We start from the raw sequence: 22355 nt of genomic DNA on the forward strand, positions 1-22355 counted from the left end.
AACACATAATTTTTAACGATTTTGTAACGTGCCGACTCCTGCGGGAAGAGCGCTAGCCGAAGACTACAGGCTAAGGCAGTGCCCTTGGAAAGCGTGCACAAAAAAACTGCCAACAAAGTCGGAGACTTTGTCGACAGTCTGGGACTAATCCGTTTTTTTAAAACGGATTAGTCCTTTATTTTGAGAATGGGTATTTATGTCCCAGACCCATTATGCTATTTATCTTTTAATTGTTGAATGTGATCATAATCTGGGGTAGCGTAAAGTGTTTTTTGATTGTCGTATGTTACGAAACCAGGTTTAGCACCTGAAGGTTTGTGAACATGTTTGATTTCAGTGTAATCAACTGGTACTTGTGCAGAACTACCAGCTTTTGAAAAGTATGCTGATAACATTGCAGCTTCTTTAATTGTTTCTTCACTTGGATCATCGCTTAGAATGACAACGTGTGAACCAGGGATATCTTTAGTGTGGAACCAAAGATGATGTTTTTTAGCTTGTTTATTAGTTAAATAATCGTTTTGTTTATTGTTTTTACCAACCAAGATTGTATCGCCATCTGTAGATGTATATGCTTGGATTTGCATTGTTTGTTTCTTTTTCTTCTTGCTTTGTTTACGCTGCTTCATAAATCCTTGATCAGCTAACTCGTCACGAATATCATCAATTTCATCGACAGAAATATGTGTAAGTTGTTGTTCGATACTTTCAAAGTACGTAATATTTTCTTTAGTTAATTGAATTTGATGTTGTAATTCGTGTTCACGCGTTTTTAATTTATTATATTTTTTATAATAATTTTGTGCGTTAACAGCAGGTGATTTTGTAGGATTAAGTGGTATCGTCACTTCTTCGCCATTATAATAATTAAGCGCAGTAAGTGATTCATCTCCCTGCTTAATACGATAGATATTAGCAGTTATAAGTTCGCCAAATAATTGTTGCTGCTCTTTTTCTTTGGTACCTTCACGTTCATCTATTAACTTACTTAATTTATTTTGAGACTTGTGAAGTTGTTGTTGAACAAATTTTACTAAGTCGTTGGCACGCTGTTTAACACGTTCTCTTTCTCCACGCGCATCATAATAGCGATCTAATAAATCATGAAGTGAGTCGTAAAGTACTATGTCATCATAGAACTGGTCTAATTTCATGAAATAGAAATCTTCTTTTCCAGATTCATGATTTTTATGGAAAACAGGTGTGGGCTCACCTTGAATTTCCTCGAGTACTTCATCAAAAGCTTCCGGTAAAGTTTGTGTCGTCATAAATTGTCTACGGTTTGCAATCTCATTTGTTATCAGCGGGCTAAAACCTTCGAAATGATTGAGCAATTGTCTCGCAATTTTTCCACTATTAAAATCGATATATTTTAACGCTTCAGCACCAGAAATTTCAAAAGGATTAATTTTATTTTGAGTTGGAGGTGCTTCATATTGAAAGCCAGGCATAACTGTACGATATTGATTAGTATTTGGTGTTAAATGCTTAAACCCTTCAATAATTTTACGATTGTCATCTACTAATATTAAATTACTGTGTTTGCCCATAATTTCTAAAATGATTGTACGGTAAATTGTATCACCGATTTCGTCCTTACTTTGAACATCTATTTCTACACGTCTATCATTACCAATTTGTCTTACTGCTTTAACAATACCACCTTCGATGTGTTTACGAAAAACACGGGCAAACATTGGTGGGTCAAATGGATTATCATATTTTTTATTTGTTAAATGCATTCTAGTAAAACTAGGATGGATAGAAAGTAGAAGCTGATGATTTTTACGATTTTGTCGAATAACGACTAACATCGTGTCGTTTTCGGGTTGATTTATTTTATGAATTCTTCCATCTACTAGAAATTGAAGAGATTCCACTATTTTTCTAGTGAATAAACCATCATATGCCATTACTATCAGCCACCTTATTTTTAGTCATTCATCATATTGTAACATGGCAATAAGAAATCTTCATGGTCAAAGTTTGTCCTTTGCTATGCTATACAACTAATTAGAGATTGTGGTATCATTGTCTAATAATAGTAGAACAGTTTAGAGAGGTAGTAAGTCATGGAAAATGAGAAAGGTTTGTTGATTGTACTATCTGGACCTTCTGGCGTTGGAAAAGGTACAGTTAGAAAAAAAATATTTGATGATCCGTCCACATCTTATAAGTATTCTATTTCGATGACAACACGTGATAAGCGTGAAGGTGAAGTCGATGGTGTTGATTATTTCTTCAAAGCAAAATCAGAATTTGAAGAATTGATTAAACAAGATCAATTTATAGAATATGCTGAGTTTGTTGGGAATTATTATGGTACACCTGTACAATACGTTAAAGACACAATGGATCAAGGCAATGATGTGTTTTTAGAAATTGAAGTAGAAGGTGCTAAACAAGTGCGCAAAAAATTCCCAGATGCACTATTTATTTTTCTTGCGCCACCAAGTTTAGATCATTTGCGTGAACGACTTGTAGGTCGTGGAACAGAATCCAGTGAGAAGATTCAAAGCCGAGTGCATGAAGCGCGTCGAGAAGTTGAAATGATGAACTTGTACGACTATGTTGTTGTTAATGATGAAGTAGATTTAGCGAAACAACGTATTCAATCAATAGTAGAAGCTGAACACTTGAAGAGGGAACGTATTGAAGCAAAATATAGAAAAATGATACTGGAGGCAAAAAAATAATGTTACAACCACCATTAAACCAATTAACAGATAAAATAAACTCAAAATACTTAGTAGCAACTACTGCTGCAAAACGTGCACGTGAATTGGATGAAAAACCTGAAACTGCATTATTAAATAAATATATTTCAAAAAAACCTGTAGGTAAAGCTTTAGAAGAAATTGCTGACGGTGAAGTTTTTCCTGACGAACTATTCCTAAAATCTTTCTAAAAATAACAGACTTGAGATACGAGTATAGAACATATGCATTTTGAAAGTGGAATTTTAAAGTGAGCCTGAGACATTAACAAATGTCTCAGGTTTTTTAATGATAAGGCCGAAACGCTAAATAAAGCACTGCTAATTTTCTTGTGCAAGAGATTTAGTGCGTAGCCTCTATCTAATTATCGAGCTAGCGGCACTTATACTTGAGTATTAGTTTAAACTGCTATTTTCAAGTAAAACTTTTTAACTATGATTCATCCTTTTACAGGTGTGGTAACGAAATTATTCTGGGAAAATAAGATTTCCGTCTCACTCTTTTTAATTTAGTTATTAATTTGTGTATAATGATGAGTAATTAAAGTATTCTTAAAAGCTTAAACATTAAATTTAAATTTGGGCTTTCACATAAAATGTTGACTTAAAAAGTCATATTTAATTCATTTGAAGGAGAATGACAATAATATGAAACGAATATTACTCGCTGTTACAGGTGGTATTGCGGCATATAAAGCGATCGATTTAACTAGTAAATTAACACAAGCAAATTATGATGTAAGAGTAATGCTTACTGATCATGCGCAAGAGTTTGTTACACCACTAGCGTTTCAAGCAATTGGTAGAAATCCAGTTTATACAAGTACTTTTAAAGAACAGAATCCAGAGGAAATACAACATGTTGCGCTAGGAGATTGGGCTGATGCCATTGTTGTTGCTCCAGCTACTGCAAATACAATTGCAAAATTAGCTAATGGCATTGCTGATGACATGGTGACTTCTACATTATTAGCTACTGAGACACCAAAGTTCATTGCGCCAGCTATGAATGTGCATATGTATGAAAATCGTAGAACTCAACAAAATTTAGCGACTTTGAGTTCAGATGGTTACTATTTCCTAGAACCGGGTGAAGGCTTTTTGGCATGTGGTTATGTTGCAAAAGGTAGAATGGAAGAACCGTTACAAATCGTAGAGCGATTGAATCAATATTTTAATGAAGCGACGCAAAATCCGATTTATAAAAATAGCCGCTTTGAAGGCAAACGTGCGCTGATTACTGCTGGCCCTACAGTCGAAGAACTAGATCCTGTGCGTTATTTATCTAATCGCGCTTCAGGTAAAATCGGTTATGCGTTAGCAGAATCACTTACAAAACGCGGTGCTATAGTTACACTTGTTACAGGACCAACTCATTTAACACCGCCAGCAAATGTAGAAGTAGTTCAAGTTCAAAGTGCAGAGGACATGTTCCATGCAGTAAAAGCACGTTTCGAAAATCAAGACATTGTGTTTAAAGCAGCAGCAGTATCAGACTATGCGCCTGTAGATACACTTGAACATAAATTGAAAAAACAAGAAGGTACACTGTCAGTTTCATTTAAACGTACCCCTGATATTTTAAAGCATTTAGGTGAGCATAAAACACATCAATTTTTAGTAGGATTTGCAGCAGAAACACAAAATATAGCAGAATATGCTCAAAAGAAACTAAAAAATAAAAATGCTGATGTAGTCATTGCAAACAATGTAGGCGATAGAACCATTGGTTTTAGTTCAGATGATAATGACTACACAATGTACTATAAAACAGGTGATACGGTAGCGTTAGGAAAACATAAAAAAGTCGAATTAGCGGAGCACATACTGAATAGTTTAGAAACAAGGTGGCAATAATATGATAGCTAAGGTAATTGTTGATATACCTTCCAAGAGCGTTGACTTTACATTCGACTATATAATTCCTACGAGATTACAGTCAATGGTTCAGGTTGGTATGCGAGTTATTGTTCCATTTGGGCCAAGAACCATTCAAGGTTATGTTATGCAAGTCACTGAGCAACCTGATGGCAATATAGATATCGCAAAATTAAAAGAAATTAAAGAAATACAAGATATCAAACCAGAATTAACAGAAGAACTAATCCAATTAACTGAATGGTATAATAATTACTTCGTTACTAAACGAATTTCAATGTTAGAAGTAATGTTGCCAAGTGCTATAAAGGCAAAATATACAAAAGTTTTTTCAATTGTAGATGCTGACGCTGTTCCTGAATCACTTTTAGTTAAGTTCGATAAGGATGGCCAATACCCTTATAAAGAAGCTCAGTATAATGATGATTTAGGCCAGATAGTACCATTGCTCAAGCAAGGTATAGTATCTGAAGTGACACTTTTATCTCAAAATGTGAGTAAAAAGAAGCAACGTGCCGTTAGCATTATTGAGGGGTTCGACTATGATAGCATCTTAGGTTCATTGGAAAAATCTAAAAAACAGTACGATCTCTATGCTTATTTATTAGATGAACGTCACCATACGGTACTATTAAAAGATTTAGAAGAGATGGGCTTTTCTAAATCGAGTATTGATACTTTAATGCGTAAAGGTTTTGTAGAAAAATATGACGCCATTGTGGAACGCGATCCCTTTGAAACACGTGTTTTTGAACAAGATCAAAAACAACAACTCACAGATGATCAACAAGAAGCTTATAAATCTATACTTGAAAGTATTCAGGCGCACCAACAACGTACTTATTTACTTCATGGTGTCACTGGATCAGGAAAGACCGAGGTTTATTTACAAACGATTGAAGAAGTATTGAAATTAGGAAGACAAGCGATGATGTTAGTACCAGAAATTGCTTTGACACCTCAAATGGTCTTAAGGTTTAAAAGAAGATTCGGTGACGAAGTAGCAGTATTACATTCTGGTTTGTCTAAGGGTGAACGCTATGATGAATGGCAGAAAATTAGAGACGGTAAAGCGAGTGTAAGCGTAGGTGCAAGGTCAAGTGTTTTCGCGCCCTTTAAAAACTTAGGGATGATTATAATTGATGAAGAACATGAGTCTTCATACAAACAAGAAGATTACCCTAGGTATCAGGCAAGAGACATAGCCCAATGGCGCAGTCAGTATCATCAATGCCCATTAATTTTAGGGAGTGCAACACCAAGTCTTGAAACATATGCAAGGGCAGAAAAAGGCGTTTATGAATTGTTATCTCTACCCAATAGGGTAAATCAACAAGCATTGCCAGAAATTGAAATTGTCGATATGAGAACTGAACTTAGCTCTGGTAATCGTTCGATGTTTTCTGAGCAATTACGCAAATCTATACAACAAAGATTAGATAAAAACGAACAAATCGTGTTATTCCTGAATCGAAGAGGATATGCTTCATTTATGTTATGTAGGGATTGTGGTCATGTGCCACAATGTCCAAATTGTGATATATCACTTACTTATCATAAATCAACAGATCAACTTAAATGTCATTACTGTGGACATCAAGAAGTGCCTCCCAATAAATGCCCGAACTGTGAAAGTGAGCACATTAGGCAAGTAGGTACAGGCACGCAACGCGTCGAAGAGTTATTACAAGAAGCGTTCCAGGAAGCTCGTATTATACGTATGGATGTGGATACAACTTCAAGAAAAGGCGCACATGAAAAACTTTTAGATGATTTTGGAGCAGGTAAAGGAGATATTTTACTTGGTACACAAATGATTGCTAAAGGTTTAGATTTTCCTAATATTACATTAGTAGGCGTTTTAAATGCTGATACTATGTTGAATCTTCCTGATTTTAGAGCTAGTGAAAGAACGTATCAGTTATTAACTCAAGTTTCCGGTCGAGCTGGTAGACATGAAAAAGAAGGGGAAGTTATCATCCAGACATATAATCCAGAACATTATGCTATTAAAGATGTTCAAGCTAACGATTATACAGCTTTTTTTAATAAGGAAATGAATTATCGTAAAATGGGTAAATATCCACCTTATTTCTTTTTAATCAATTTTACCATTGCTCATAAAGAGATGAAAAAAGTTATGGAAGCATCGAAACATATTCATAAAATTTTGTTACAACATTTAACGGATAAAGCATTAGTACTTGGTCCATCACCAGCAGCTTTATCTCGTATCAACAATGAATACCGTTTTCAAATTTTAGTAAAATATAAAAGCGAACCTGCATTACATGAAGCACTAAAATATTTAGACGATTATTATCATGATCAATACTTAAAAGAGAAATTATCCTTAAAGATTGATATAAATCCGCAAATGATGATGTGAAATATTGCTATAATTGGCTTAATACCAGTGTTTATAAGGATTTGTTAGGTTGTTAAAAATTAACTAAGGGCAGAAAAAGGGCAGATAGTTTAACTTGGGATGTTTTCTAATTTCTCGGTTAACTGTTTGTCCATTTTTTCTGTTACATGAGTGTATATCTGAATAGTAGTTTTTTCATCTGTATGTCCAACTCTTTTCATAATTGCTTTTAATGAAACATTCATTTCTACTAATAAACTAATATGCGTGTGTCTAAAAGTATGCGATGTGACTTTTTTGTTTATTTTTAATGATTCTGCAGCATCTGCTAACTGCTTATTAATTTTATGGGTATACATGGGATTACCAGTTCTTGTAGTAAATATGAATCCTCGATTTATATAACTATCATTCCATTGCAATAGTTTTTTGTTTTCTAATATAACTTTCTTTAAAATATTTATAGAACGTTCATTTATTGTAATTTGTCTTTTTGAGCCCTTTGTTTTTGTTGTATCTTTATAACCATATCCGTTTTCATATTTAAGCCAATGTATCGTTCCATTTATATGAATAACTTTATTTTTAAAATCAACATCATTTTCTTGTAAGGCTTGAAGTTCTCCAATCCTCATTCCTGTTAACGCTTGCAATTCTATTATACTAGCAACTAAAAAATTTAACCTTTTATCTGAGTGCTTTTTATTCAATATGAAATCTCGTATTTGTAGTACTTGTTCCATTTCTAAATAGTTATACATTTTTTGTTCTTCTTTTTTTATATCCTCAAGTGTTTTAGCTTTTTTAGGTATATCAATATCATCTAAAACATGTTTGTTTGTATAACTGTAATATTTCGTTGCGTAATTTAAAGCTTTTTTTAGATCATTTAATTGACGTCTTATTTGATTTTCAGAAAAGTTCTCAGAAAGCTCATTTATAAAGTTTTGAAGGTATTTTGAATCTAATTTTATTACAAGTACTGACTTATCTATATATTTTTTTATATTTCTAATCCTCACTTCTAAATTAATCAAAGTGGTAAGCTTAAGACCTGATGTTTTTTTATGATATACAAACCATTCGTCTAATAAATCATGAATTGTTAGTCTATCTAATTTAGTATTGTAATTATTAGCTAACTTAGCGTTTATTTTATCGTCTAATTGAAACATAGCCTCTTTCTGAGAAGCTTTAGTATCTTTATTCATTACAACACTAACTCTGCGCCATTTGTCTGTATATGGGTCCTTATACTTCTCGTAGAAGCGGTATTTAATTTTACCTTCCTTATCTTTGAATTGTTCCGTCCACATAATTGATTTCTCCTTTTATTTTAGAACTTATGTTCGGTTAAAAAGTAAAAAAATATATAGGGCACAGTAGGGTGCCCTGAAATTACTTATTAGCTATTTGTTTTAATAGTTCAATAATTTCATCGTTTTGTTTGATTAATTTATCATTTTGAGCAATTTGTATAAAGTTTTGATTTTGCTGAGTTTGATAATAGTTATACATTGCTTGTTTTTCCATATTTAAAGTGAATGCACCTAACGCATGATAAAATTTATCAAAGTTAGCCATAATATTTTGCTTAGTAAAGGCATCTGTCGTGGTTCTACTTGGATTATAAATACCTTGCGTAGCAAAAAATTTATCTAGAACTTCTTTATCTTTAATTAAATTTTCGTCTTGATAATCTGGATTTATTTCTTGCATTTTCACTTGAATATTTTCATGAAACTCTCTTTTATTTAATTTATAAATTTTAATTAGTTCCTTTTTAGTATCAATTTCTAGATTTTCCCAAAAATCTTTAGCATCTGGATTTTTTCTAAACAATGCTTGTATTTCTGCATCGGTCATACTTTCTCTAAAACCTAATTTTTCAGTCATTAAATACTCTCCTTTATTTAATATTTTTATATTCAAACACACGTAATGGTTCAAAATGGATTAAGTAACCATCATGAAGTGTGGATAAACCATACCTCTTTTTGTAGTTATCAATACATTGTTGTACAAAACTTTCCGAAACCTCAAAAAAATTAGCCATCTCGTATAAGTTATGGCAATTATGCTTAAATGCATCAACTATACCACCCAGTGGAATAATTTGTTCCATTGCATGGCGTCTAGCATATCCTTCGAATTTTCTGTTATTGAATATTGATTGGTCAGTAATATCTCCCCAAGTTAATTTATGGTGGGCGACTTCTTCGGCAAGTATTTGCAACCTCTTATTTTGAGGTAACGATTTATCAATAAGTACAAAACCATCTGAGTAAAAGCCATCGTACCCTTTAGGTAATTTGTGAGTATCTTTAATTTCTAAATAATTGTGTTTTATCATCAAATTTTCATATTGCGACATAAAATTATTCCCCTTTATCTTCGCGTTTTAATCTCTCGATTAACCCCATAATGTATTTGATATCTTCTTCGTTGTGTAATTCCCCATTTAAGTGTGCAGCCATTGTTTGTGGTTGTTCAACGTGTAAGTCTTTACGTCCACTTAATTCATCAAGAGAAATATTAAAATAATCAGCTAACGCACTTGCGTGATCCATTGATGGGCTTGTAATTCCTTTTTCCCATCTATCAATAGATGCTTTAGAAAATTTCAATTCATATTTATTGTTAAGTCTGTCACTTAATTCTTTTAGTGATAGGTCGTGTGATTTTCTAAGTTTGAATAAATTTTCTGCGAAAGTTGTCATATAAATTTCTCCTTGATTTGTATTTTACAAACTTATTATATAAGTTTGTTCTCAAATTTGCAACACTTTTTACAAACTTTTTTCTCAAAAATGAAATTTATTTGTTGACACCGAAAAAATTAGCGTGTATTATTCATGGTGTAATCTCATAAATGAGACGAAAGGAGGTTATATAATGAGTCATCAGAGATACAAAGCATTGAGAGTGTTGCTTGAAAGAGAAGGTATTAGACACAAGGAAGTTGCTGATTTGATAGGAATGAACCCCGCTAGATTTAGTCAAAAAATCAATCGGAATAAAAGTAATTTTACTATTGATGAGGCTAGTGCAATTTGTGAAGTGTTAGATATTAGCATGGATGAATATTTTTTTAATCATAACGTCTCAAAAATGAAACGAAAACAATTGAATTAATAGGAGTGATCAAAATGCCCAAAGTTATAATACCACCGACGCAGGAAAATACTTTAACAGGTAATGAGGTGTTTGTCAGACCGTTATACGCAAGAGCTACTAACATTCATAAACTCTTTGATTTTAGTCAATCTACAACTTATAACATTTTGCGAGATTATGACGAAGATAATCAAGGGATTGAAGATCTATACATTAGTTACTCTGGAACAATGTGTCTGATTGATATTGAAAAGTTCGTAGCATATTTGAAAACTAGACACAAAAAACATTTATAAGGAGGGATAGCATGAATGTAGCTTTAGCAATTTTAACAGGCGTTTTAGTAATGATGCTTTCATTAGTATTTACTAACGACTTCGCTCATTTAACAGTTATCTACTTTGCAACATTCTTCATAGCATACTGTTGGTTCTGGCCAGAGTTTTTTAAGGCAATAAAAAAGACCGCTAAGCGCGCCAACGCTTAACAGTCGAAGATTTAATAAAATTAACAAATTAAGTATATAACATACTTGGGAGGTTTGCAATTGGGACCAGAGAAAAAAGTTGAGAACAAAATACGCAAATTCTTAGAGGACAACGGAGCTTTTGTTATGAAAACGCATGGTGGAAGTCCTGGCGTTCCAGTGGGCATACCTGACTTGTTTTCAATCTATAGAGGAATTGCGTTATTTATCGAAGTTAAACGTGAAAAGGGCGGAAGAGTTAAACCGATTCAAATAGCCCAAATCGATTCATTAAAGCAACATGGCACGATAGCGATTGTTGCTAACGATGTTTCTTATGTAGAAGATTTAATTGAAACTATCGACACATTAATCACTGAGGGCGCATGGAAAAATATTCAAACTGCTATTGATATGGCTAACGAAATGGGAGTTAAACAATGATTTTATATTCAACACAAGAAAAAGTGTTGAACGAAGCTAAACCCTCTCATTTCTTTGCGCTAGGTACAAGCTCTGGTAAATCATTAATTTCTATTTACCACTACTTGAAACACAGAAATAATGAGCCGTTACTTATAGTTTGCCCTCCAACTAAAAAGAAAAGTAATGAATGGGATTACGAAATAAAAAAAGTTGAAGAACACGAAAATATAGAAATCGAATATGAAATTATAGCATCATCAATGCTTGCTAAAGAATATCAAAACTATAAAAACTACTTTGTGATACTAGATGAAGCTCATTATTTCATGAATCCAACTAGTAATAGAGGTAAAGCAGCGCAAAAACTATGCAAAGCATCTACAAACTTTTCAATGTTATCTGCAACTCCTGGTGAAAACTGGGAGAAGTTCATGAATTATTTAATCATCTTTGATTTTTATAAGAACAAAACAGAGTTTTTAAAAAAACATGCGATATATGAAACAAAACATTTTGGTGGTAGATCAATCAAACAAATTGTAGATTTTCAAAAAACATATTTATTAGAGAGGTTATGGCAAAACATATCAACTATGAAAGAAACATCATACTTTGTTGATTTACCACAGGTAACAGAACGCTTTGTTGAATTTAATAAGTCTACCTTATACACAAAAGCAGAGAAAGATAGAGTTATTAAAGTGGATGGTGAGCAAGTCATTTTGGATAGCCCACCTAAACTAGCTGCAACATTGAGATACCTAACTAACCAAAAAGCAAAAGTTGATTATACAAAAGAATTGTTAGAAAGCACAAACGACAATGTAGTTATCTTTTATCAATTCACAAAAGAAAAAAATAACTTACTACAAATGATAAACAAATTAGACAAGAAAATTTATGAAGTTAGTGGTCAAACTTTTGAATTACCAACACAAGAAGAACGATTAACTTTAACTAACAGTGTCACATTAGTACAAATTCAAGCTGGTAGTGCGGCTATCGAATTGAAGTATGCTAGCCAAGTTATATATTACTGTCCAACTTATAGCTACACACAATATCAGCAATCACGTGGTCGTTGTATAAGACACGGCGGACATGACAGAGTTGAGATTATCAAATTTAAAACTAAAGGAACTATTGAAACACAAGTGTGGAAAGCTTTAGAACTAAAACAAGATTTTGACGAAAAATTATATTTACTCGAGGAGGTTAAGTGATGAAAGAAACAATAACATATCTCATACGTCATAGAGATATACCGATATATATCACAAATAAACCTACTGAAAATAATCCGGAAGTTAGTTATTCAACTAACAGACAACGTGCTAGAGAATTTAATGGTATGGAAGAAGCGACTATAAATATGGATTATCACGTAGCGGTTAAAAAAATAGTCAAAGAATCAACTGAATATGAGGAGTTGAATTATGAATGAGTGAACAATCATTATTTGAGCAATTGAATCAATTAAATGTTAACGATCACGTAGATAAAAAGAACGGTTTATCTTACCTTTCTTGGTCATACGCTCATCAAGAATTAAAGAAAGTAGACCCTAATTACACAGTAAAGGTTCACGAATATCCACATCCAGAAATAACAACTGAACAATACTTTGTCCCTTATTTAGCTACTCCAGAGGGATATAGTGTGACTGTATCTATAACAATAAAAGGTCAGACTGAAACTGAAACATTACCAGTATTAGATTTTAAAAATAAATCAGTACCATACAAACAAGCTGATATGTTTCAAATTAACAAAACATATAAACGGTGTTTCGTTAAAGCAGCAGCATTACATGGATTAGGTTTATATATCTACAACGGTGATGTAATGCCAGAACAACCATTTGAAGCAGCTAGTGATTCCGAAATTAAAGAAGTAGACGAAAAAGTTAAGATATTAGCACCACTTATGAAAGTCACAGAATCACAACTGAAAAATAAAATGAATATACCTAACAAACTATCAACAACAGATGCAGAAGAAGCGATTGTTCGCTTAGACAATGGAATTCAATATTACAAAAAGAATGAAAAGGATGATAAATAATGAATCAATTTAACGGCGTAGGAAACTTAGTGGCAGATGTAGAACTTAAAGGACAGAACAACAATGTAGCAAACTTTAGACTAGCTATACAACGTCCTTTTAAAAACAAACAAACAGACGAATATGAAACAGATTTCTTAACATGCAAAGCGTTTGGTAAAACAGCAGAAATTATAGCTAATAACTTTAGCAAAGGTCAAAAAATGGGGATTAATGGTTCTATTCAAACAGGTAGTTTCGATGGAAAAGACGGTAAGAAAGTATTTACTACTGATGTAGTAGTTAATCAGGTTACATTCGTTGAACGCAAGGGACAATCTAATAATCAATCGAGCAAGCAAAATAAGCCAAACCCATTTGCTAATGGTACAGATGACCTACAAGGTGAATTACCTTTCTAAAGGAGGAGAATCAAATGACTCATAAAGATTATGTAACTAAAAAATTAAATGAAATTATACAGATATATGATGATATTTATGATTACTTACCTTCAGAAGAAACAGCAGAAGAAGTATATCTCGATAAATGGCACATAGTAGATTTACGTGATGACTGCGAAAAAGTTTTCGACGAAACTGGTAATACAAAAGTGATTGATTCAGATGACTGTTAAACATACCATCACATATTTTAAGAACCATAGTGACGTAGCCAACCCATTACATTATCAACTAACTTTCTCAGAAATAATTAATACACTTTCAAATGTTAAATCGAATTCAGAAAAAGGTAGTGCAGGTGTAATGGTGGCTGGTTATGCCACGTATAGAAACAATGAACAAACTAAAACTAGAAGCATGATAACAATTGATGTAGATGATATACCAAATACAATAAACTTTCCAACATTTATAAGTGATAGATTTCAATTTTCATATGTCATTTACCCAACACATAGTCACAAGGCAAGCGAACAACGGTATAGATTATGTATTCCATTTAAGCAAGAAATAGCATCAGAACATTATAAACAAGTAACGTTGTTCATTCTCAAATTCTTGAAGATGAAAAGTGAACTTGATAAGAAGAAGTATGGAGATAGTAAATCAATTGTATTCTATGACCCAGCAAGTTTATCTCAGTGTCATGCAATGAATTTACCTACTACAAGTAGTGATGGAACAGAATACAAAATATATTATCGTGATGAAGAATTGTTAGATCCACAACCACTAGTTGAACATGCGAAACGCATAGAGGAACAGCAAGAGACAATGCGTAAGAATGGCACATATAAACGAAACAAAGAAGATGATGAATGGATTCAACTATTACAAGGTGTCGGTGATGGCCAGCGTACACATGCTACTGAAGCTATTGCAGGTTTATTTATAAATAAATTTAGTAGAGATGTGGCCTATGAATTATTAGCTATGTGGAACTTACAAAACCATCCACCTTTAAATGAGGAAAAATTATTACATCATTTTAACGGTATATATAAAACGCATTGTAATAACAATAGCATTCAATATACCCCTATCAAGTGAGGAAGGAGGATATTATGGAAGATGACACAAGCATTTATGACTTTGCAGAAAAGTTAACAGATAAAACCATAAAAGAAAACGAAGAGAAATTCTTCAGAAAAGAAGATAATAAGCAACCTAAATTCCATCATGATGAGTTCGCCGAATATATTATGAGCAAATTTTATGTAGTAAATATAAACAATCGCCTTCACATATATAACGATGGTATCTATTTAGATGATGAAAGATTAATTAAACGCGTAATGGTGACTCAGATTCCTAAGTTAAGACGCGTGCAGCAATCAGAAGTTTTAGAGTACCTAAGAACAATGGCGCCGGAAAAAGAAGAAGAAACGCCATATCTCATTCCGTTAAAGAACGGTGTTTATGATATTAAAAATGAACAATTGTTACCACACACACCGAAGTTAATATTCACAGCCTGTTTTAATGTTAATTATGATGCTGAAGCTAAGTCAGAAATTGTAACAGAAACTTTATTCACAATCGGTAATGAAGATAGCGAAGTGGTTGAAATGTTCACTCAAATATTTGGTTACTTATTATTCAAACAAAACTTTTTAGGTAAGTCATTTCTCTTTGTAGGTAGTGGAGGAAATGGGAAGTCATTACTTTTAAGAATGATGCAGGCATTAGTTGGTAATGAAAACACTTCAAGCGTCTCACTCCAAGCTTTAACTGAACAATTTAATGTTTCTTCTTTACACCATAAGTTATTGAACGCTGGAGACGACATACCACTTAAGAGTGTAGATGATGCATCAAACTTTAAGAAGTTATCAACAGGTGAACCAGTTCTTGCAGCATTCAAAGGACAAGACGTGTTTGCATTTAATAACTATGCAAAACTTGTATTCAGTGCAAACGGCATTCCACGTTGGTATGAGAATAGTAATGGTGTCTTTGACAGATTAATCATCGTACCATTCAATGCACGTATTAGAGGTACATCAAAAGAAGACCCACATCTTCCCGAAAAGGTAACGACCGAAGAAGCCAAGTCGTATTTATTTAACATTGCGTTACAAGGGTTACAAAAAGTATTAAAGAACAATGGCATTTTCTTACCATCTGTCGTTCAAAGTGAAATGGAAGATTTCAAAAAAAGCAATGATCCATTAGCAGCATTCTTAGAAAATTATGAAATAGAAGGCGTTAGAATAACTGATGCTTACGAAGATTACAGAGATTGGTCAAACTTTGAAGGATATAAAAATCCACTAATTAGAAAAGAATTTAAAAAGAAAATATTCGACAGAGATTACACAGATAGAAAAATATTAGTAGAAAATTATGAATACCCACAGTGGTGTTTTGTATCAAAGAGTAAAGTTGAGTAATTCTATTTCCAAAACTTTCCAAAAGGTTTCCAAAAACGAAAATAACAAACCTTGATATGACGGCGTTCTTTCCAAACTTTCCAACTTTTCCAAGAATTTCAAGTTAGTAAAAATATAATAACAATAGCCATATAAATATTATATGAGCGACGAGTTCAAAATCTTGGAAATCTTGGAAATGAAATGCTGTTTCAGGGTGTAAAGTCAACGGAGAGTAAAGGTTTATGATTTCCAAAAATAAAGTGAAATTGGAAAATCTTGGCAAGTTTTTGGCAAGAAAGGGAAAACGATGTCGCACAATGAAAACTATGACCTAAAAGCTAAAGATGCTGGATTAATAATAGGCATACCTAACGAAATATATTTCTGTGCTATTAGTAAAACATCCACAGTATATGTTGAGTGGATAGATACAAGATGGATAGCCTGGAGAGAAACTTATCTATTAAATAGTAGCAAATGTAGAAGTTACAAACGAATAGCACATGGTGAATTGAAGAAGTTATTCAAAGAGTAAAAGGTTATCTTGAATTTATTCAGAATAATCAGAAAGCGAAGTGATTCCAATGAGTGAGGAAATCGTAACAATCAGATACAACGTATACGTAGAAAAGCGTGTGTACGTTAATCAGAACGAAGATGACAACACAGCAACTGAAAAGTTAAGCAATCAGATGTGGACGAACAAAGATGAATACATGGACGCTAAGCCACTAGAGTTTGAAGAACCGAAAATAATAAGTAGAGGATATTAGGAGGACGATAACAATGGTTAAAGTCGGAATAGATAAATATATTTATACCCAAAATGGTAGTTACCAATTAACTGATGAAGATGTTCAAGTAATGAAAGATGAAGGTACGCCATTACATGTAGTACAAAATAGAGTAGATACTGGCTGGGATATTAAAGACGCTATTAGATTGAACAAAAGATATGTAATCAAGGGTGGGGAATTTAAAGCCCGTATTAGTGCAAACGGTAAGGTTGCATTCTTAAGTGAAGATGGTATAAAGCAAATGTTTGAACAGGGGTTAACATTTAGAGATTTAGATCGCAGATTGAGAAAGGGAACTAACTTACTCAAAGATGTGGGTGAACTATATGACACTGCATTAATTAGACTTGCTCGTGAAGACAGAGAACGTGAAGAACGCAGGTTAGCAAGAATAGAAGCTAAACAGCGTAAGGAGCAAGAACGACTGCAAATGATTGAGAATGCGAAGTGTAGAAGTAAATGGTTTGAGCATTTAGCAGAGAACGACATTTTCCCAAAGGTGGTTAGGTAGATGAAAATTAGAGATTTAAATTTAGATGATTACGTCATTGTATATGACATTGGTAAAAGTGAACATAACGAAGGTATGACAGTTGTTGGACGTGTGGATGAAATTATATTTAACGAAGATGATAAGAATGAAGCAGGCATTGATTCACTTGGTAACTTTTACCATTTTGATGATAATAACTACTTTGATTTGTGGAGTAAGAGTATCGAAGATAAGACGGAGCGTTTGAATGATTCTAAAGGGTTAAGTGGATTTACTGTTGATGAAAAACTTTTAGAGGAAGCAAAGGAAAAAGGAATTGATGAACTCAGAAGAAATATTCTTCAATCCAACGACGTACAACAACGTAAGCGTGGCGAACATTTAGGTGTGAAACTTGATGAAATAACACCTAACGATATGCGTAAGTTGGTGAGTGGAAATGAAGAACCCAACGACATCGTGAACAAACCATCACACTACACATATGGAAAGATAGAAATCATTGAAATAGTTGAGCAAGTCACTGCAACATATCCCGTTAAAATTGCATTCAGCATTGGCAACGCTTTGAAGTACATAAGTCGAGCGCCTTTCAAGAACGGGGTCGAGGATTTGAAAAAGGCTGTTTGGTATTTGGATAGAGCTATTAAGAAGTGGGAGAGTGATGGCGAGTGAGTGAACCGACAAAAGAAGAATTATTAGATTTTATGAGAAAACACGGACCAGAAAAAGTTGATTCTATTACTGATACAGAGAGTGCTATCAGACATTTTAGATGTACGAGTAAAATATTTAAAGAACAACGCGACCAATACAAAGCAGAACGCGACACACTAATCGATGATATAGCAGTGTTAAAAGCTAATATTAGTAGGTTGGAAAAACGAGTGTCAGAGTTAGTGCATGAGAATGTTAGATTACAAAATGATTTATTTACAGAAGAACTAAACCAAGATGAATCAGATTTTGTAATTGAAAAGTTGAGCAAACAATATACTACCCTAACCGACCACATACGTTTGAAAGCAGAAATCAATCCAGGGGTAAGTCGCTATATAGATTTGGTTAACTACATTGATAGATTGGAGAGGAAGGAATAAATGAATATACAAGATGCAACTAAGTTAGCGACAAAACATTTAGTTACTATGACAAGAAGTGAATGGGAAACAAGTCATCGAACAGAAATTTTGCCTACAAATGATAGTTTTTTACAATGTATCGTTACCGGAAGTAACGGAAAAAATATCACGAGGTATTGGGAACCTTCTGCCGATGACTTAATGGCTAACGATTGGAAAGTTATAAACCAGGGATGATACTTGCTATTTTAGAAATGCTATCTATTAATTTTTTCATATCATTTTTGAACTTATTTTCGAAATAAACAATAGTTTTGTCTTCCATCGTTATATTAAAAATAGTGTTGTCTGCATATACACCATGTAAAAAATTTTGTTTTTTAAGTTTTTTTAAATCATTTTCTACATCTTCAAAATGAAGCTCAGAAAAATAATTTTTATGTAGTGATTTGGCATCATTAAAATTATTGCATTTCAACTTAACTGAACCTGATTTTACGCATTCAAGATATTTTTTATACATTACTGACAAAATATATTGTTGATCTTTTGTAAGTTCTTCAAATTCGATATTTTCCATAATTTTCACCTCTTTACATATAGATAAATAAATTATACCAGAATAGGAGCTAATTAATATGAACGAATTAATCAAACAAGTAGAGCAATGGAGTATAGACAAAAACCTAGACAAAGGTAATCCAGATAGACAGGCATTGAAATTCTATGAAGAAGCTGGCGAAGTTGGTGCAGCATTATCACGTAACAAATTAGACGATTTAAAAGACGGTATAGGCGATACAGTCGTTACATTAATTATATTGGCACAACAACATGGAATGACATTAGAGGAGTGTTTACAGTACGCGTATGACGAAATCAAAGGAAGAAAAGGAAAAACAATCAATGGAACGTTCATCAAAGAATCAGACTTGTAGTAAAGACATACTACAGAAAGTTAAAGAGGTGTTGAGGAAATGAAAAAAGAGCACTTATTTTGTGCTCTTTGTAGTTTTATTATTTATTCTAAACATTCTTTTGCCTATAAAAAACGCTGGAGATACTATAATTATTGCAATAAAAGAACTCACTATACTACTTGCTAAATCCATGTTTAAATTATTACTTTCGGTTAATCCGTAAACTATATCAATCAAAGCATGCAATAGCATTACTGACCAAATGTTTTGAGTGAAGTAATATATAGCTGCAAAAAATACTCCTAGAAAGAAAGCATAAATGATTTGTGATGTCACTTCTATAATGGATGTACTGTCAAAGTAATTTATGAAATGGGCAAAGGCAAAAATTAATGAAGAAAAAATAGCTGCTTTAAAAGGTGTATAAAATTTAAGGAATTTATTAAATAAAATCCCTCTACAAAGTAACTCTTCAAATATACCAACTATTAAATTTGAAATAATTATTAACAGGAGCGTTTTAAAAGAAAAATTATTAGAAATAAAACTATCAGAGCCTAGTATTAGTAAGAACAAAGCTAATAATATAACATACCAGCCTTTAATCAATCCGTTAATAAATGAGGAAAAAGTAAATTTAAAAATATAAATCAAGTTCAATTTTTTGGTCACAAATATCAATAATGAGATTAATAATAATTCAGTAATAATGGTATTGATATTATTTGTGAACGGTAGAATTTTCATTAATGAATTTAGAATAAGTACTATTAAAAGCGTAAATACTGATGATATTAAAACTGGGTATTTATCATATAACTTATACATGGAACAGCCTCCCTTTAAATTATATTTATTTAATAAGAATATTATCAAATAAATGTATTTTCGTAAATATTAATTAAATAATATAACAATTTTGTTATAAGGATGGTGACATCATGCAACACCTAATACGAAGACTAACAGATTCAACTGGTCACACCTTCACTCACGTTACACAAGCACGAGAGAATGAAACCTTTACTGTGGTTGAGGCAGAGAGTAAAGAAGAGGCGTTAATGAAGTATCGAGTAGGTAGAGCTTTAGAAATATCAAACACTTTTTAGAAAATAATAAAGTTTTGCAAGAAATCAGAAAGGACAGTTAGTGATGAACTTCGAATATAAAACACAAACGTTAACTAAAGACCAAATGCTAATGACAAACGGTATCTTCACAGTAGACAGAGATAAGAAACACTTTATTCAATACAATGATTATTTTGAACACAATACATTCTTTCAATGTCCTAGATGTAAGAGTTTGAATGTTGAGAGAGAAACAGCGTATGGAAATAATGTTCCAGTAATTATTGTTAGAAGTTGTAAAGATAGTGGATACAAACTTACTACTGAATTAACTAGGGAGGACGAATGATGAAACTAAAAATAACAAGTAAATCAAAAAGCACATATGACATAGATTGGATGGCAAGTATAAGCGATTTCACTGCTTGGCTTGATACAACAGACAGTGATTATATAAAAGTAATTGGTACATGGGATAAAAAGACATTACTTAAAATTAGCGAAATAGAAGCTATATCTATTTGGGAGGACAAACAATGAGAATAGTTAAAACATTACTAATCATTACTCTATACGAACTAAGCAAATACGTTACAGAAAAAATACTAATCAAACTCACTGCTAATGATGCAGTCGATAAAGTACCTATGGATTACGAAATAAGTAAGTGGAGGTAATGCGTATGTGGATAATCACATCAATAATATTGGGTGTCATTACAATACTATTACTCATATCAAACAGTGTTAAGAATGACCAAATAGCAGCGTTAAAATACACAATCGTTTATATGGCAAGTGATGAAGATATTGAGAAGGCTATGCAAGAGTGGAAGAGATTTAAAGGATAACTAGGAGGAATTGTAATGGAATTATTTATAAATATATTAATTATCGTAGTGTTGTTTTCTTTAATACTATTTAATGTAATCCCAACTTTTACTAGAAAATATAGATACGAAAAAAAAGATTAAGATATCAATTGATTCTAAAAATAAAGTAGCATTCATTATTCCAGGTAGAAAGGTTACTAAAGATAGAATTGATGACACTGTAGACACATACGAATATATAGGTGTTTATGAGGTTGTAGTTGTTGATAGTAAAGATAATATATTTTCTGTATAAATTGGGAGGTAACATATGTATACAAAGGAACAGATAAGAGATATGATTGATAACTTTAGAAGTACATGTAATACATTGGCTATGATACTACCTGATGTAGATAGCAATAGTATAGCGCAGTATGGTATAGAAGCTACACTACCTAAGCCACAAGGAATGAATAGTAGTAAGGTGGAATCAGTTGTACTTGCTAGAGAGAAAGCTCATAGGCACGTGCAAAGTAAGATGGATAAGATAGCATTTATTAATAACTGTCAAGATAAGTTGAATGAGGATGACTTTATATTTCTAGAAGTAATGAAAGGATATAAGCGCCACGAGATATTACCAGAAGCTGAGATGAATAAGAATACTTATGGAGATAGACGTAAGGAAATCATTGATAAGTTATATTATATGCAAAATGACAGTTGTGACACATCAGGACAGTTATGACATATTAGGACACTTCTGACACTATTAGGTATATGAATATACTTCGGTATATAATATCCATATGGGATAAGTACTCATCGTTCCAGTACCTATCAATACTATGTTATAAGTAGGCACATCACTTAGTGGTGTGTCTTTCTTTATATGCTTACTGATATGAGTATCATCACATGAATCAATTATACTTTCCCCTTTAAGTTAACAGTCATGAGGATGTACTCATATGAGTTAACATACATAACTCACACTAAGGAGCTTAACCTTATGATTGACTATAATGAATACAAAGAACGTAAACGTTTCTATAATAGCAAAGCATGGGAAGATGTTCGTATATATGTATTGAAACGTGATAATTATGAATGCTGTTGGTGTAAAGAAGAAGGTAAGGTGACTACTGAAGGTTTAGAGATAGATCATATAGAAGAATTACAAGATAGACCAGACCTGAAACTTGAACCAGATAATTTAAGAACATTATGTAAAGCATGTCATAACAAAAGACATACACGATTTCAATACGGAGGTAATCAATTTAAACCTAAAGAAAATAAATGGGAAGATGAATTGTGGTAAAT

The 22355-nt window shown here is 32.6% G+C and carries 35 protein-coding genes and 1 pseudogene; 29 read left to right on the forward strand and 7 right to left on the reverse strand.

Annotated elements, in window-relative coordinates:
* Positions 1–215: 215 nt before the first annotated feature.
* Positions 216–1913 carry an Rqc2 family fibronectin-binding protein gene (locus D9V42_RS08900; RefSeq protein WP_122064510.1) on the reverse strand — a complete coding sequence of 566 codons (1698 nt, stop codon included), beginning with the start codon at positions 1911–1913 and terminating at the stop codon, positions 216–218.
* Between the two features lie 159 nt (positions 1914–2072).
* Here D9V42_RS08900 and gmk point away from each other — a divergent pair, with 159 nt between their 5' ends.
* The 4 genes from gmk (at position 2073) to priA (ending at position 6983) form a co-directional block, all read left to right on the forward strand.
* Complete coding sequence (gene gmk, locus D9V42_RS08905) at positions 2073–2696, forward strand: guanylate kinase (protein ID WP_017724241.1); 624 nt, start codon at positions 2073–2075, stop codon at positions 2694–2696.
* Positions 2696–2908 carry a DNA-directed RNA polymerase subunit omega gene (rpoZ, locus tag D9V42_RS08910; RefSeq protein WP_029377521.1) on the forward strand — a complete coding sequence of 71 codons (213 nt, stop codon included), beginning with the start codon at positions 2696–2698 and terminating at the stop codon, positions 2906–2908. The genes gmk and rpoZ overlap by 1 nt, the downstream gene beginning before the upstream one ends.
* A gap of 456 nt (positions 2909–3364) precedes the next feature.
* Positions 3365–4573, forward strand: a complete 1209-nt coding sequence (gene coaBC / locus D9V42_RS08915) for a bifunctional phosphopantothenoylcysteine decarboxylase/phosphopantothenate--cysteine ligase CoaBC (protein ID WP_122064512.1) — start codon at positions 3365–3367, stop codon at positions 4571–4573.
* 1 nt (position 4574) lies between these two features.
* Positions 4575–6983 carry a primosomal protein N' gene (gene priA, locus D9V42_RS08920; protein ID WP_122064514.1) on the forward strand — a complete coding sequence of 803 codons (2409 nt, stop codon included), beginning with the start codon at positions 4575–4577 and terminating at the stop codon, positions 6981–6983.
* 89 nt (positions 6984–7072) lie between these two features.
* Here the strand turns inward: priA and D9V42_RS08925 are convergent, their stop codons facing one another.
* The 4 genes from D9V42_RS08925 to D9V42_RS08940 all read right to left on the reverse strand — a co-directional run bounded on the left by D9V42_RS08925 (position 7073) and on the right by D9V42_RS08940 (position 9682).
* On the reverse strand, positions 7073–8278 hold the full coding sequence (locus D9V42_RS08925) for a tyrosine-type recombinase/integrase (protein WP_122064516.1): 1206 nt from the start codon (positions 8276–8278) through the stop codon (positions 7073–7075).
* An 82-nt stretch (positions 8279–8360) separates the two neighbouring features.
* A complete protein-coding gene (locus D9V42_RS15460) occupies positions 8361–8858 on the reverse strand; it encodes a hypothetical protein (RefSeq protein WP_233665403.1) in 498 nt (165 codons plus the stop codon).
* A 13-nt stretch (positions 8859–8871) separates the two neighbouring features.
* Entirely contained in the window at positions 8872–9336 is a 465-nt protein-coding gene (locus D9V42_RS08935; protein WP_122064518.1) for an ImmA/IrrE family metallo-endopeptidase, read from the reverse strand.
* Positions 9337–9340: 4 nt separating this feature from the next.
* A complete protein-coding gene (locus D9V42_RS08940; protein WP_122064520.1) occupies positions 9341–9682 on the reverse strand; it encodes a helix-turn-helix domain-containing protein in 342 nt (113 codons plus the stop codon).
* A gap of 175 nt (positions 9683–9857) precedes the next feature.
* Between D9V42_RS08940 and D9V42_RS08945 the strand changes: the two genes are divergently transcribed.
* The 17 genes and pseudogenes from D9V42_RS08945 (at position 9858) to D9V42_RS09025 (ending at position 18462) form a co-directional block, all read left to right on the forward strand.
* Positions 9858–10097 carry a helix-turn-helix domain-containing protein gene (locus D9V42_RS08945; protein WP_122064522.1) on the forward strand — a complete coding sequence of 80 codons (240 nt, stop codon included), beginning with the start codon at positions 9858–9860 and terminating at the stop codon, positions 10095–10097.
* A gap of 14 nt (positions 10098–10111) precedes the next feature.
* Positions 10112–10375, forward strand: coding sequence for a helix-turn-helix domain-containing protein (locus tag D9V42_RS08950; RefSeq protein ID WP_122064524.1), 264 nt, complete (start codon positions 10112–10114; stop codon positions 10373–10375).
* A gap of 11 nt (positions 10376–10386) precedes the next feature.
* Entirely contained in the window at positions 10387–10566 is a 180-nt protein-coding gene (locus D9V42_RS08955; protein WP_122064526.1) for a hypothetical protein, read from the forward strand.
* A 60-nt stretch (positions 10567–10626) separates the two neighbouring features.
* A complete protein-coding gene (locus D9V42_RS08960) occupies positions 10627–10989 on the forward strand; it encodes a PDDEXK family nuclease (RefSeq protein WP_158593186.1) in 363 nt (120 codons plus the stop codon).
* A complete protein-coding gene (locus D9V42_RS08965; protein WP_122064530.1) occupies positions 10986–12194 on the forward strand; it encodes a helicase-related protein in 1209 nt (402 codons plus the stop codon). Before D9V42_RS08960 ends, D9V42_RS08965 begins: the two co-directional genes overlap by 4 nt.
* A complete protein-coding gene (locus D9V42_RS08970) occupies positions 12194–12415 on the forward strand; it encodes a DUF2483 family protein (RefSeq protein ID WP_122064532.1) in 222 nt (73 codons plus the stop codon). The genes D9V42_RS08965 and D9V42_RS08970 overlap by 1 nt, the downstream gene beginning before the upstream one ends.
* Positions 12412–13035 carry a Sak single strand annealing protein gene (locus D9V42_RS08975; protein ID WP_122064534.1) on the forward strand — a complete coding sequence of 208 codons (624 nt, stop codon included), beginning with the start codon at positions 12412–12414 and terminating at the stop codon, positions 13033–13035. The genes D9V42_RS08970 and D9V42_RS08975 overlap by 4 nt, the downstream gene beginning before the upstream one ends.
* On the forward strand, positions 13035–13436 hold the full coding sequence (locus tag D9V42_RS08980; protein ID WP_122064536.1) for a single-stranded DNA-binding protein: 402 nt from the start codon (positions 13035–13037) through the stop codon (positions 13434–13436). Before D9V42_RS08975 ends, D9V42_RS08980 begins: the two co-directional genes overlap by 1 nt.
* 14 nt (positions 13437–13450) lie before the next feature.
* Positions 13451–13651, forward strand: coding sequence for a hypothetical protein (locus D9V42_RS08985; protein WP_122064538.1), 201 nt, complete (start codon positions 13451–13453; stop codon positions 13649–13651).
* Entirely contained in the window at positions 13641–14528 is an 888-nt protein-coding gene (locus tag D9V42_RS08990; protein WP_122064540.1) for a hypothetical protein, read from the forward strand. Before D9V42_RS08985 ends, D9V42_RS08990 begins: the two co-directional genes overlap by 11 nt.
* A 14-nt stretch (positions 14529–14542) precedes the next feature.
* Positions 14543–15871 carry a DNA primase family protein gene (locus D9V42_RS08995; RefSeq protein ID WP_122064542.1) on the forward strand — a complete coding sequence of 443 codons (1329 nt, stop codon included), beginning with the start codon at positions 14543–14545 and terminating at the stop codon, positions 15869–15871.
* Between the two features lie 289 nt (positions 15872–16160).
* Positions 16161–16388, forward strand: coding sequence for a pathogenicity island protein (locus tag D9V42_RS09000; protein ID WP_233665400.1), 228 nt, complete (start codon positions 16161–16163; stop codon positions 16386–16388).
* Between the two features lie 49 nt (positions 16389–16437).
* Positions 16438–16626, forward strand: a complete 189-nt coding sequence (locus tag D9V42_RS09005; protein WP_122064544.1) for a hypothetical protein — start codon at positions 16438–16440, stop codon at positions 16624–16626.
* A 13-nt stretch (positions 16627–16639) separates the two neighbouring features.
* Complete coding sequence (locus tag D9V42_RS09010; protein WP_122064546.1) at positions 16640–17161, forward strand: hypothetical protein; 522 nt, start codon at positions 16640–16642, stop codon at positions 17159–17161.
* A gap of 432 nt (positions 17162–17593) precedes the next feature.
* Positions 17594–17818: pseudogene (locus tag D9V42_RS09015) on the forward strand (DUF3310 domain-containing protein); the annotation flags it as partial.
* Positions 17815–18243, forward strand: a complete 429-nt coding sequence (locus D9V42_RS09020; RefSeq protein ID WP_122064548.1) for a hypothetical protein — start codon at positions 17815–17817, stop codon at positions 18241–18243. The pseudogene D9V42_RS09015 and the gene D9V42_RS09020, both read left to right, overlap by 4 nt.
* Positions 18244–18462, forward strand: a complete 219-nt coding sequence (locus tag D9V42_RS09025; protein ID WP_122064559.1) for a Thoeris anti-defense Tad2 family protein — start codon at positions 18244–18246, stop codon at positions 18460–18462.
* Here the strand turns inward: D9V42_RS09025 and D9V42_RS09030 are convergent.
* On the reverse strand, positions 18446–18805 hold the full coding sequence (locus D9V42_RS09030) for a hypothetical protein (protein WP_122064561.1): 360 nt from the start codon (positions 18803–18805) through the stop codon (positions 18446–18448). The genes D9V42_RS09025 and D9V42_RS09030 overlap by 17 nt on opposite strands.
* Before the next feature lie 58 nt (positions 18806–18863).
* On the opposite strand from D9V42_RS09030, the gene D9V42_RS09035 reads away from it, so the two are divergent.
* Complete coding sequence (locus tag D9V42_RS09035; protein WP_107606929.1) at positions 18864–19163, forward strand: MazG-like family protein; 300 nt, start codon at positions 18864–18866, stop codon at positions 19161–19163.
* A gap of 54 nt (positions 19164–19217) precedes the next feature.
* Here the strand turns inward: D9V42_RS09035 and D9V42_RS09040 are convergent, their stop codons facing one another.
* Positions 19218–19973, reverse strand: coding sequence for a CPBP family intramembrane glutamic endopeptidase (locus D9V42_RS09040; protein WP_122064563.1), 756 nt, complete (start codon positions 19971–19973; stop codon positions 19218–19220).
* Positions 19974–20086: 113 nt separating this feature from the next.
* Between D9V42_RS09040 and D9V42_RS09045 the strand changes: the two genes are divergently transcribed.
* From D9V42_RS09045 to D9V42_RS09075, 7 genes are all read left to right on the forward strand, one after another.
* The gene (locus tag D9V42_RS09045; RefSeq protein ID WP_267920974.1) at positions 20087–20254 is read left to right on the forward strand and encodes a DUF1381 domain-containing protein; all 168 of its coding nucleotides are present in this window, start codon (positions 20087–20089) and stop codon (positions 20252–20254) included.
* A 43-nt stretch (positions 20255–20297) separates the two neighbouring features.
* A complete protein-coding gene (locus D9V42_RS09050; RefSeq protein WP_122064567.1) occupies positions 20298–20564 on the forward strand; it encodes a hypothetical protein in 267 nt (88 codons plus the stop codon).
* On the forward strand, positions 20561–20755 hold the full coding sequence (locus D9V42_RS09055; RefSeq protein WP_158593187.1) for a hypothetical protein: 195 nt from the start codon (positions 20561–20563) through the stop codon (positions 20753–20755). The genes D9V42_RS09050 and D9V42_RS09055 overlap by 4 nt, the downstream gene beginning before the upstream one ends.
* Positions 20752–20892 carry a transcriptional activator RinB gene (rinB, locus tag D9V42_RS09060; protein WP_122064571.1) on the forward strand — a complete coding sequence of 47 codons (141 nt, stop codon included), beginning with the start codon at positions 20752–20754 and terminating at the stop codon, positions 20890–20892. The genes D9V42_RS09055 and rinB overlap by 4 nt, the downstream gene beginning before the upstream one ends.
* Before the next feature lie 5 nt (positions 20893–20897).
* A complete protein-coding gene (locus D9V42_RS09065) occupies positions 20898–21065 on the forward strand; it encodes a DUF1514 family protein (protein ID WP_158593188.1) in 168 nt (55 codons plus the stop codon).
* A 292-nt stretch (positions 21066–21357) separates the two neighbouring features.
* Positions 21358–21777 (forward strand): hypothetical protein, encoded by a 420-nt coding sequence (locus D9V42_RS09070; protein ID WP_122064574.1) that lies wholly within the window; start codon positions 21358–21360, stop codon positions 21775–21777.
* A gap of 264 nt (positions 21778–22041) precedes the next feature.
* Entirely contained in the window at positions 22042–22353 is a 312-nt protein-coding gene (locus D9V42_RS09075; protein WP_122064576.1) for an HNH endonuclease, read from the forward strand.
* Positions 22354–22355: the final 2 nt, after the last annotated feature.

Source organism: Staphylococcus pseudoxylosus, from assembly GCF_003697915.1.
Classification (GTDB): Bacteria; Bacillota; Bacilli; order Staphylococcales; family Staphylococcaceae; genus Staphylococcus; species Staphylococcus pseudoxylosus.

Excerpts from the sequence above, each read along its gene's own strand:
- D9V42_RS08900 (WP_122064510.1), bottom strand. The coding sequence starts at position 1,913 with ATGGCATATGATGGTTTATTCACTAGAAAAATAGTGGAATCTCTTCAA.
- gmk (WP_017724241.1), top strand. The coding sequence starts at position 2,073 with ATGGAAAATGAGAAAGGTTTGTTGATTGTACTATCTGGACCTTCTGGC.
- rpoZ (WP_029377521.1), top strand. The coding sequence starts at position 2,696 with ATGTTACAACCACCATTAAACCAATTAACAGATAAAATAAACTCAAAA.
- coaBC (WP_122064512.1), top strand. The coding sequence starts at position 3,365 with ATGAAACGAATATTACTCGCTGTTACAGGTGGTATTGCGGCATATAAA.
- priA (WP_122064514.1), top strand. The coding sequence starts at position 4,575 with ATGATAGCTAAGGTAATTGTTGATATACCTTCCAAGAGCGTTGACTTT.
- D9V42_RS08925 (WP_122064516.1), bottom strand. The coding sequence starts at position 8,278 with ATGTGGACGGAACAATTCAAAGATAAGGAAGGTAAAATTAAATACCGC.
- D9V42_RS15460 (WP_233665403.1), bottom strand. The coding sequence starts at position 8,858 with ATGACTGAAAAATTAGGTTTTAGAGAAAGTATGACCGATGCAGAAATA.
- D9V42_RS08935 (WP_122064518.1), bottom strand. The coding sequence starts at position 9,336 with ATGTCGCAATATGAAAATTTGATGATAAAACACAATTATTTAGAAATT.
- D9V42_RS08940 (WP_122064520.1), bottom strand. The coding sequence starts at position 9,682 with ATGACAACTTTCGCAGAAAATTTATTCAAACTTAGAAAATCACACGAC.
- D9V42_RS08945 (WP_122064522.1), top strand. The coding sequence starts at position 9,858 with ATGAGTCATCAGAGATACAAAGCATTGAGAGTGTTGCTTGAAAGAGAA.
- D9V42_RS08950 (WP_122064524.1), top strand. The coding sequence starts at position 10,112 with ATGCCCAAAGTTATAATACCACCGACGCAGGAAAATACTTTAACAGGT.
- D9V42_RS08955 (WP_122064526.1), top strand. The coding sequence starts at position 10,387 with ATGAATGTAGCTTTAGCAATTTTAACAGGCGTTTTAGTAATGATGCTT.
- D9V42_RS08965 (WP_122064530.1), top strand. The coding sequence starts at position 10,986 with ATGATTTTATATTCAACACAAGAAAAAGTGTTGAACGAAGCTAAACCC.
- D9V42_RS08970 (WP_122064532.1), top strand. The coding sequence starts at position 12,194 with ATGAAAGAAACAATAACATATCTCATACGTCATAGAGATATACCGATA.
- D9V42_RS08975 (WP_122064534.1), top strand. The coding sequence starts at position 12,412 with ATGAGTGAACAATCATTATTTGAGCAATTGAATCAATTAAATGTTAAC.
- D9V42_RS08980 (WP_122064536.1), top strand. The coding sequence starts at position 13,035 with ATGAATCAATTTAACGGCGTAGGAAACTTAGTGGCAGATGTAGAACTT.
- D9V42_RS08985 (WP_122064538.1), top strand. The coding sequence starts at position 13,451 with ATGACTCATAAAGATTATGTAACTAAAAAATTAAATGAAATTATACAG.
- D9V42_RS08990 (WP_122064540.1), top strand. The coding sequence starts at position 13,641 with ATGACTGTTAAACATACCATCACATATTTTAAGAACCATAGTGACGTA.
- D9V42_RS08995 (WP_122064542.1), top strand. The coding sequence starts at position 14,543 with ATGGAAGATGACACAAGCATTTATGACTTTGCAGAAAAGTTAACAGAT.
- D9V42_RS09000 (WP_233665400.1), top strand. The coding sequence starts at position 16,161 with ATGTCGCACAATGAAAACTATGACCTAAAAGCTAAAGATGCTGGATTA.
- D9V42_RS09005 (WP_122064544.1), top strand. The coding sequence starts at position 16,438 with ATGAGTGAGGAAATCGTAACAATCAGATACAACGTATACGTAGAAAAG.
- D9V42_RS09010 (WP_122064546.1), top strand. The coding sequence starts at position 16,640 with ATGGTTAAAGTCGGAATAGATAAATATATTTATACCCAAAATGGTAGT.
- D9V42_RS09025 (WP_122064559.1), top strand. The coding sequence starts at position 18,244 with ATGAATATACAAGATGCAACTAAGTTAGCGACAAAACATTTAGTTACT.
- D9V42_RS09030 (WP_122064561.1), bottom strand. The coding sequence starts at position 18,805 with ATGGAAAATATCGAATTTGAAGAACTTACAAAAGATCAACAATATATT.
- D9V42_RS09035 (WP_107606929.1), top strand. The coding sequence starts at position 18,864 with ATGAACGAATTAATCAAACAAGTAGAGCAATGGAGTATAGACAAAAAC.
- D9V42_RS09040 (WP_122064563.1), bottom strand. The coding sequence starts at position 19,973 with ATGTATAAGTTATATGATAAATACCCAGTTTTAATATCATCAGTATTT.
- D9V42_RS09045 (WP_267920974.1), top strand. The coding sequence starts at position 20,087 with ATGCAACACCTAATACGAAGACTAACAGATTCAACTGGTCACACCTTC.
- D9V42_RS09050 (WP_122064567.1), top strand. The coding sequence starts at position 20,298 with ATGAACTTCGAATATAAAACACAAACGTTAACTAAAGACCAAATGCTA.
- D9V42_RS09055 (WP_158593187.1), top strand. The coding sequence starts at position 20,561 with ATGATGAAACTAAAAATAACAAGTAAATCAAAAAGCACATATGACATA.
- rinB (WP_122064571.1), top strand. The coding sequence starts at position 20,752 with ATGAGAATAGTTAAAACATTACTAATCATTACTCTATACGAACTAAGC.
- D9V42_RS09065 (WP_158593188.1), top strand. The coding sequence starts at position 20,898 with ATGTGGATAATCACATCAATAATATTGGGTGTCATTACAATACTATTA.
- D9V42_RS09070 (WP_122064574.1), top strand. The coding sequence starts at position 21,358 with ATGTATACAAAGGAACAGATAAGAGATATGATTGATAACTTTAGAAGT.
- D9V42_RS09075 (WP_122064576.1), top strand. The coding sequence starts at position 22,042 with ATGATTGACTATAATGAATACAAAGAACGTAAACGTTTCTATAATAGC.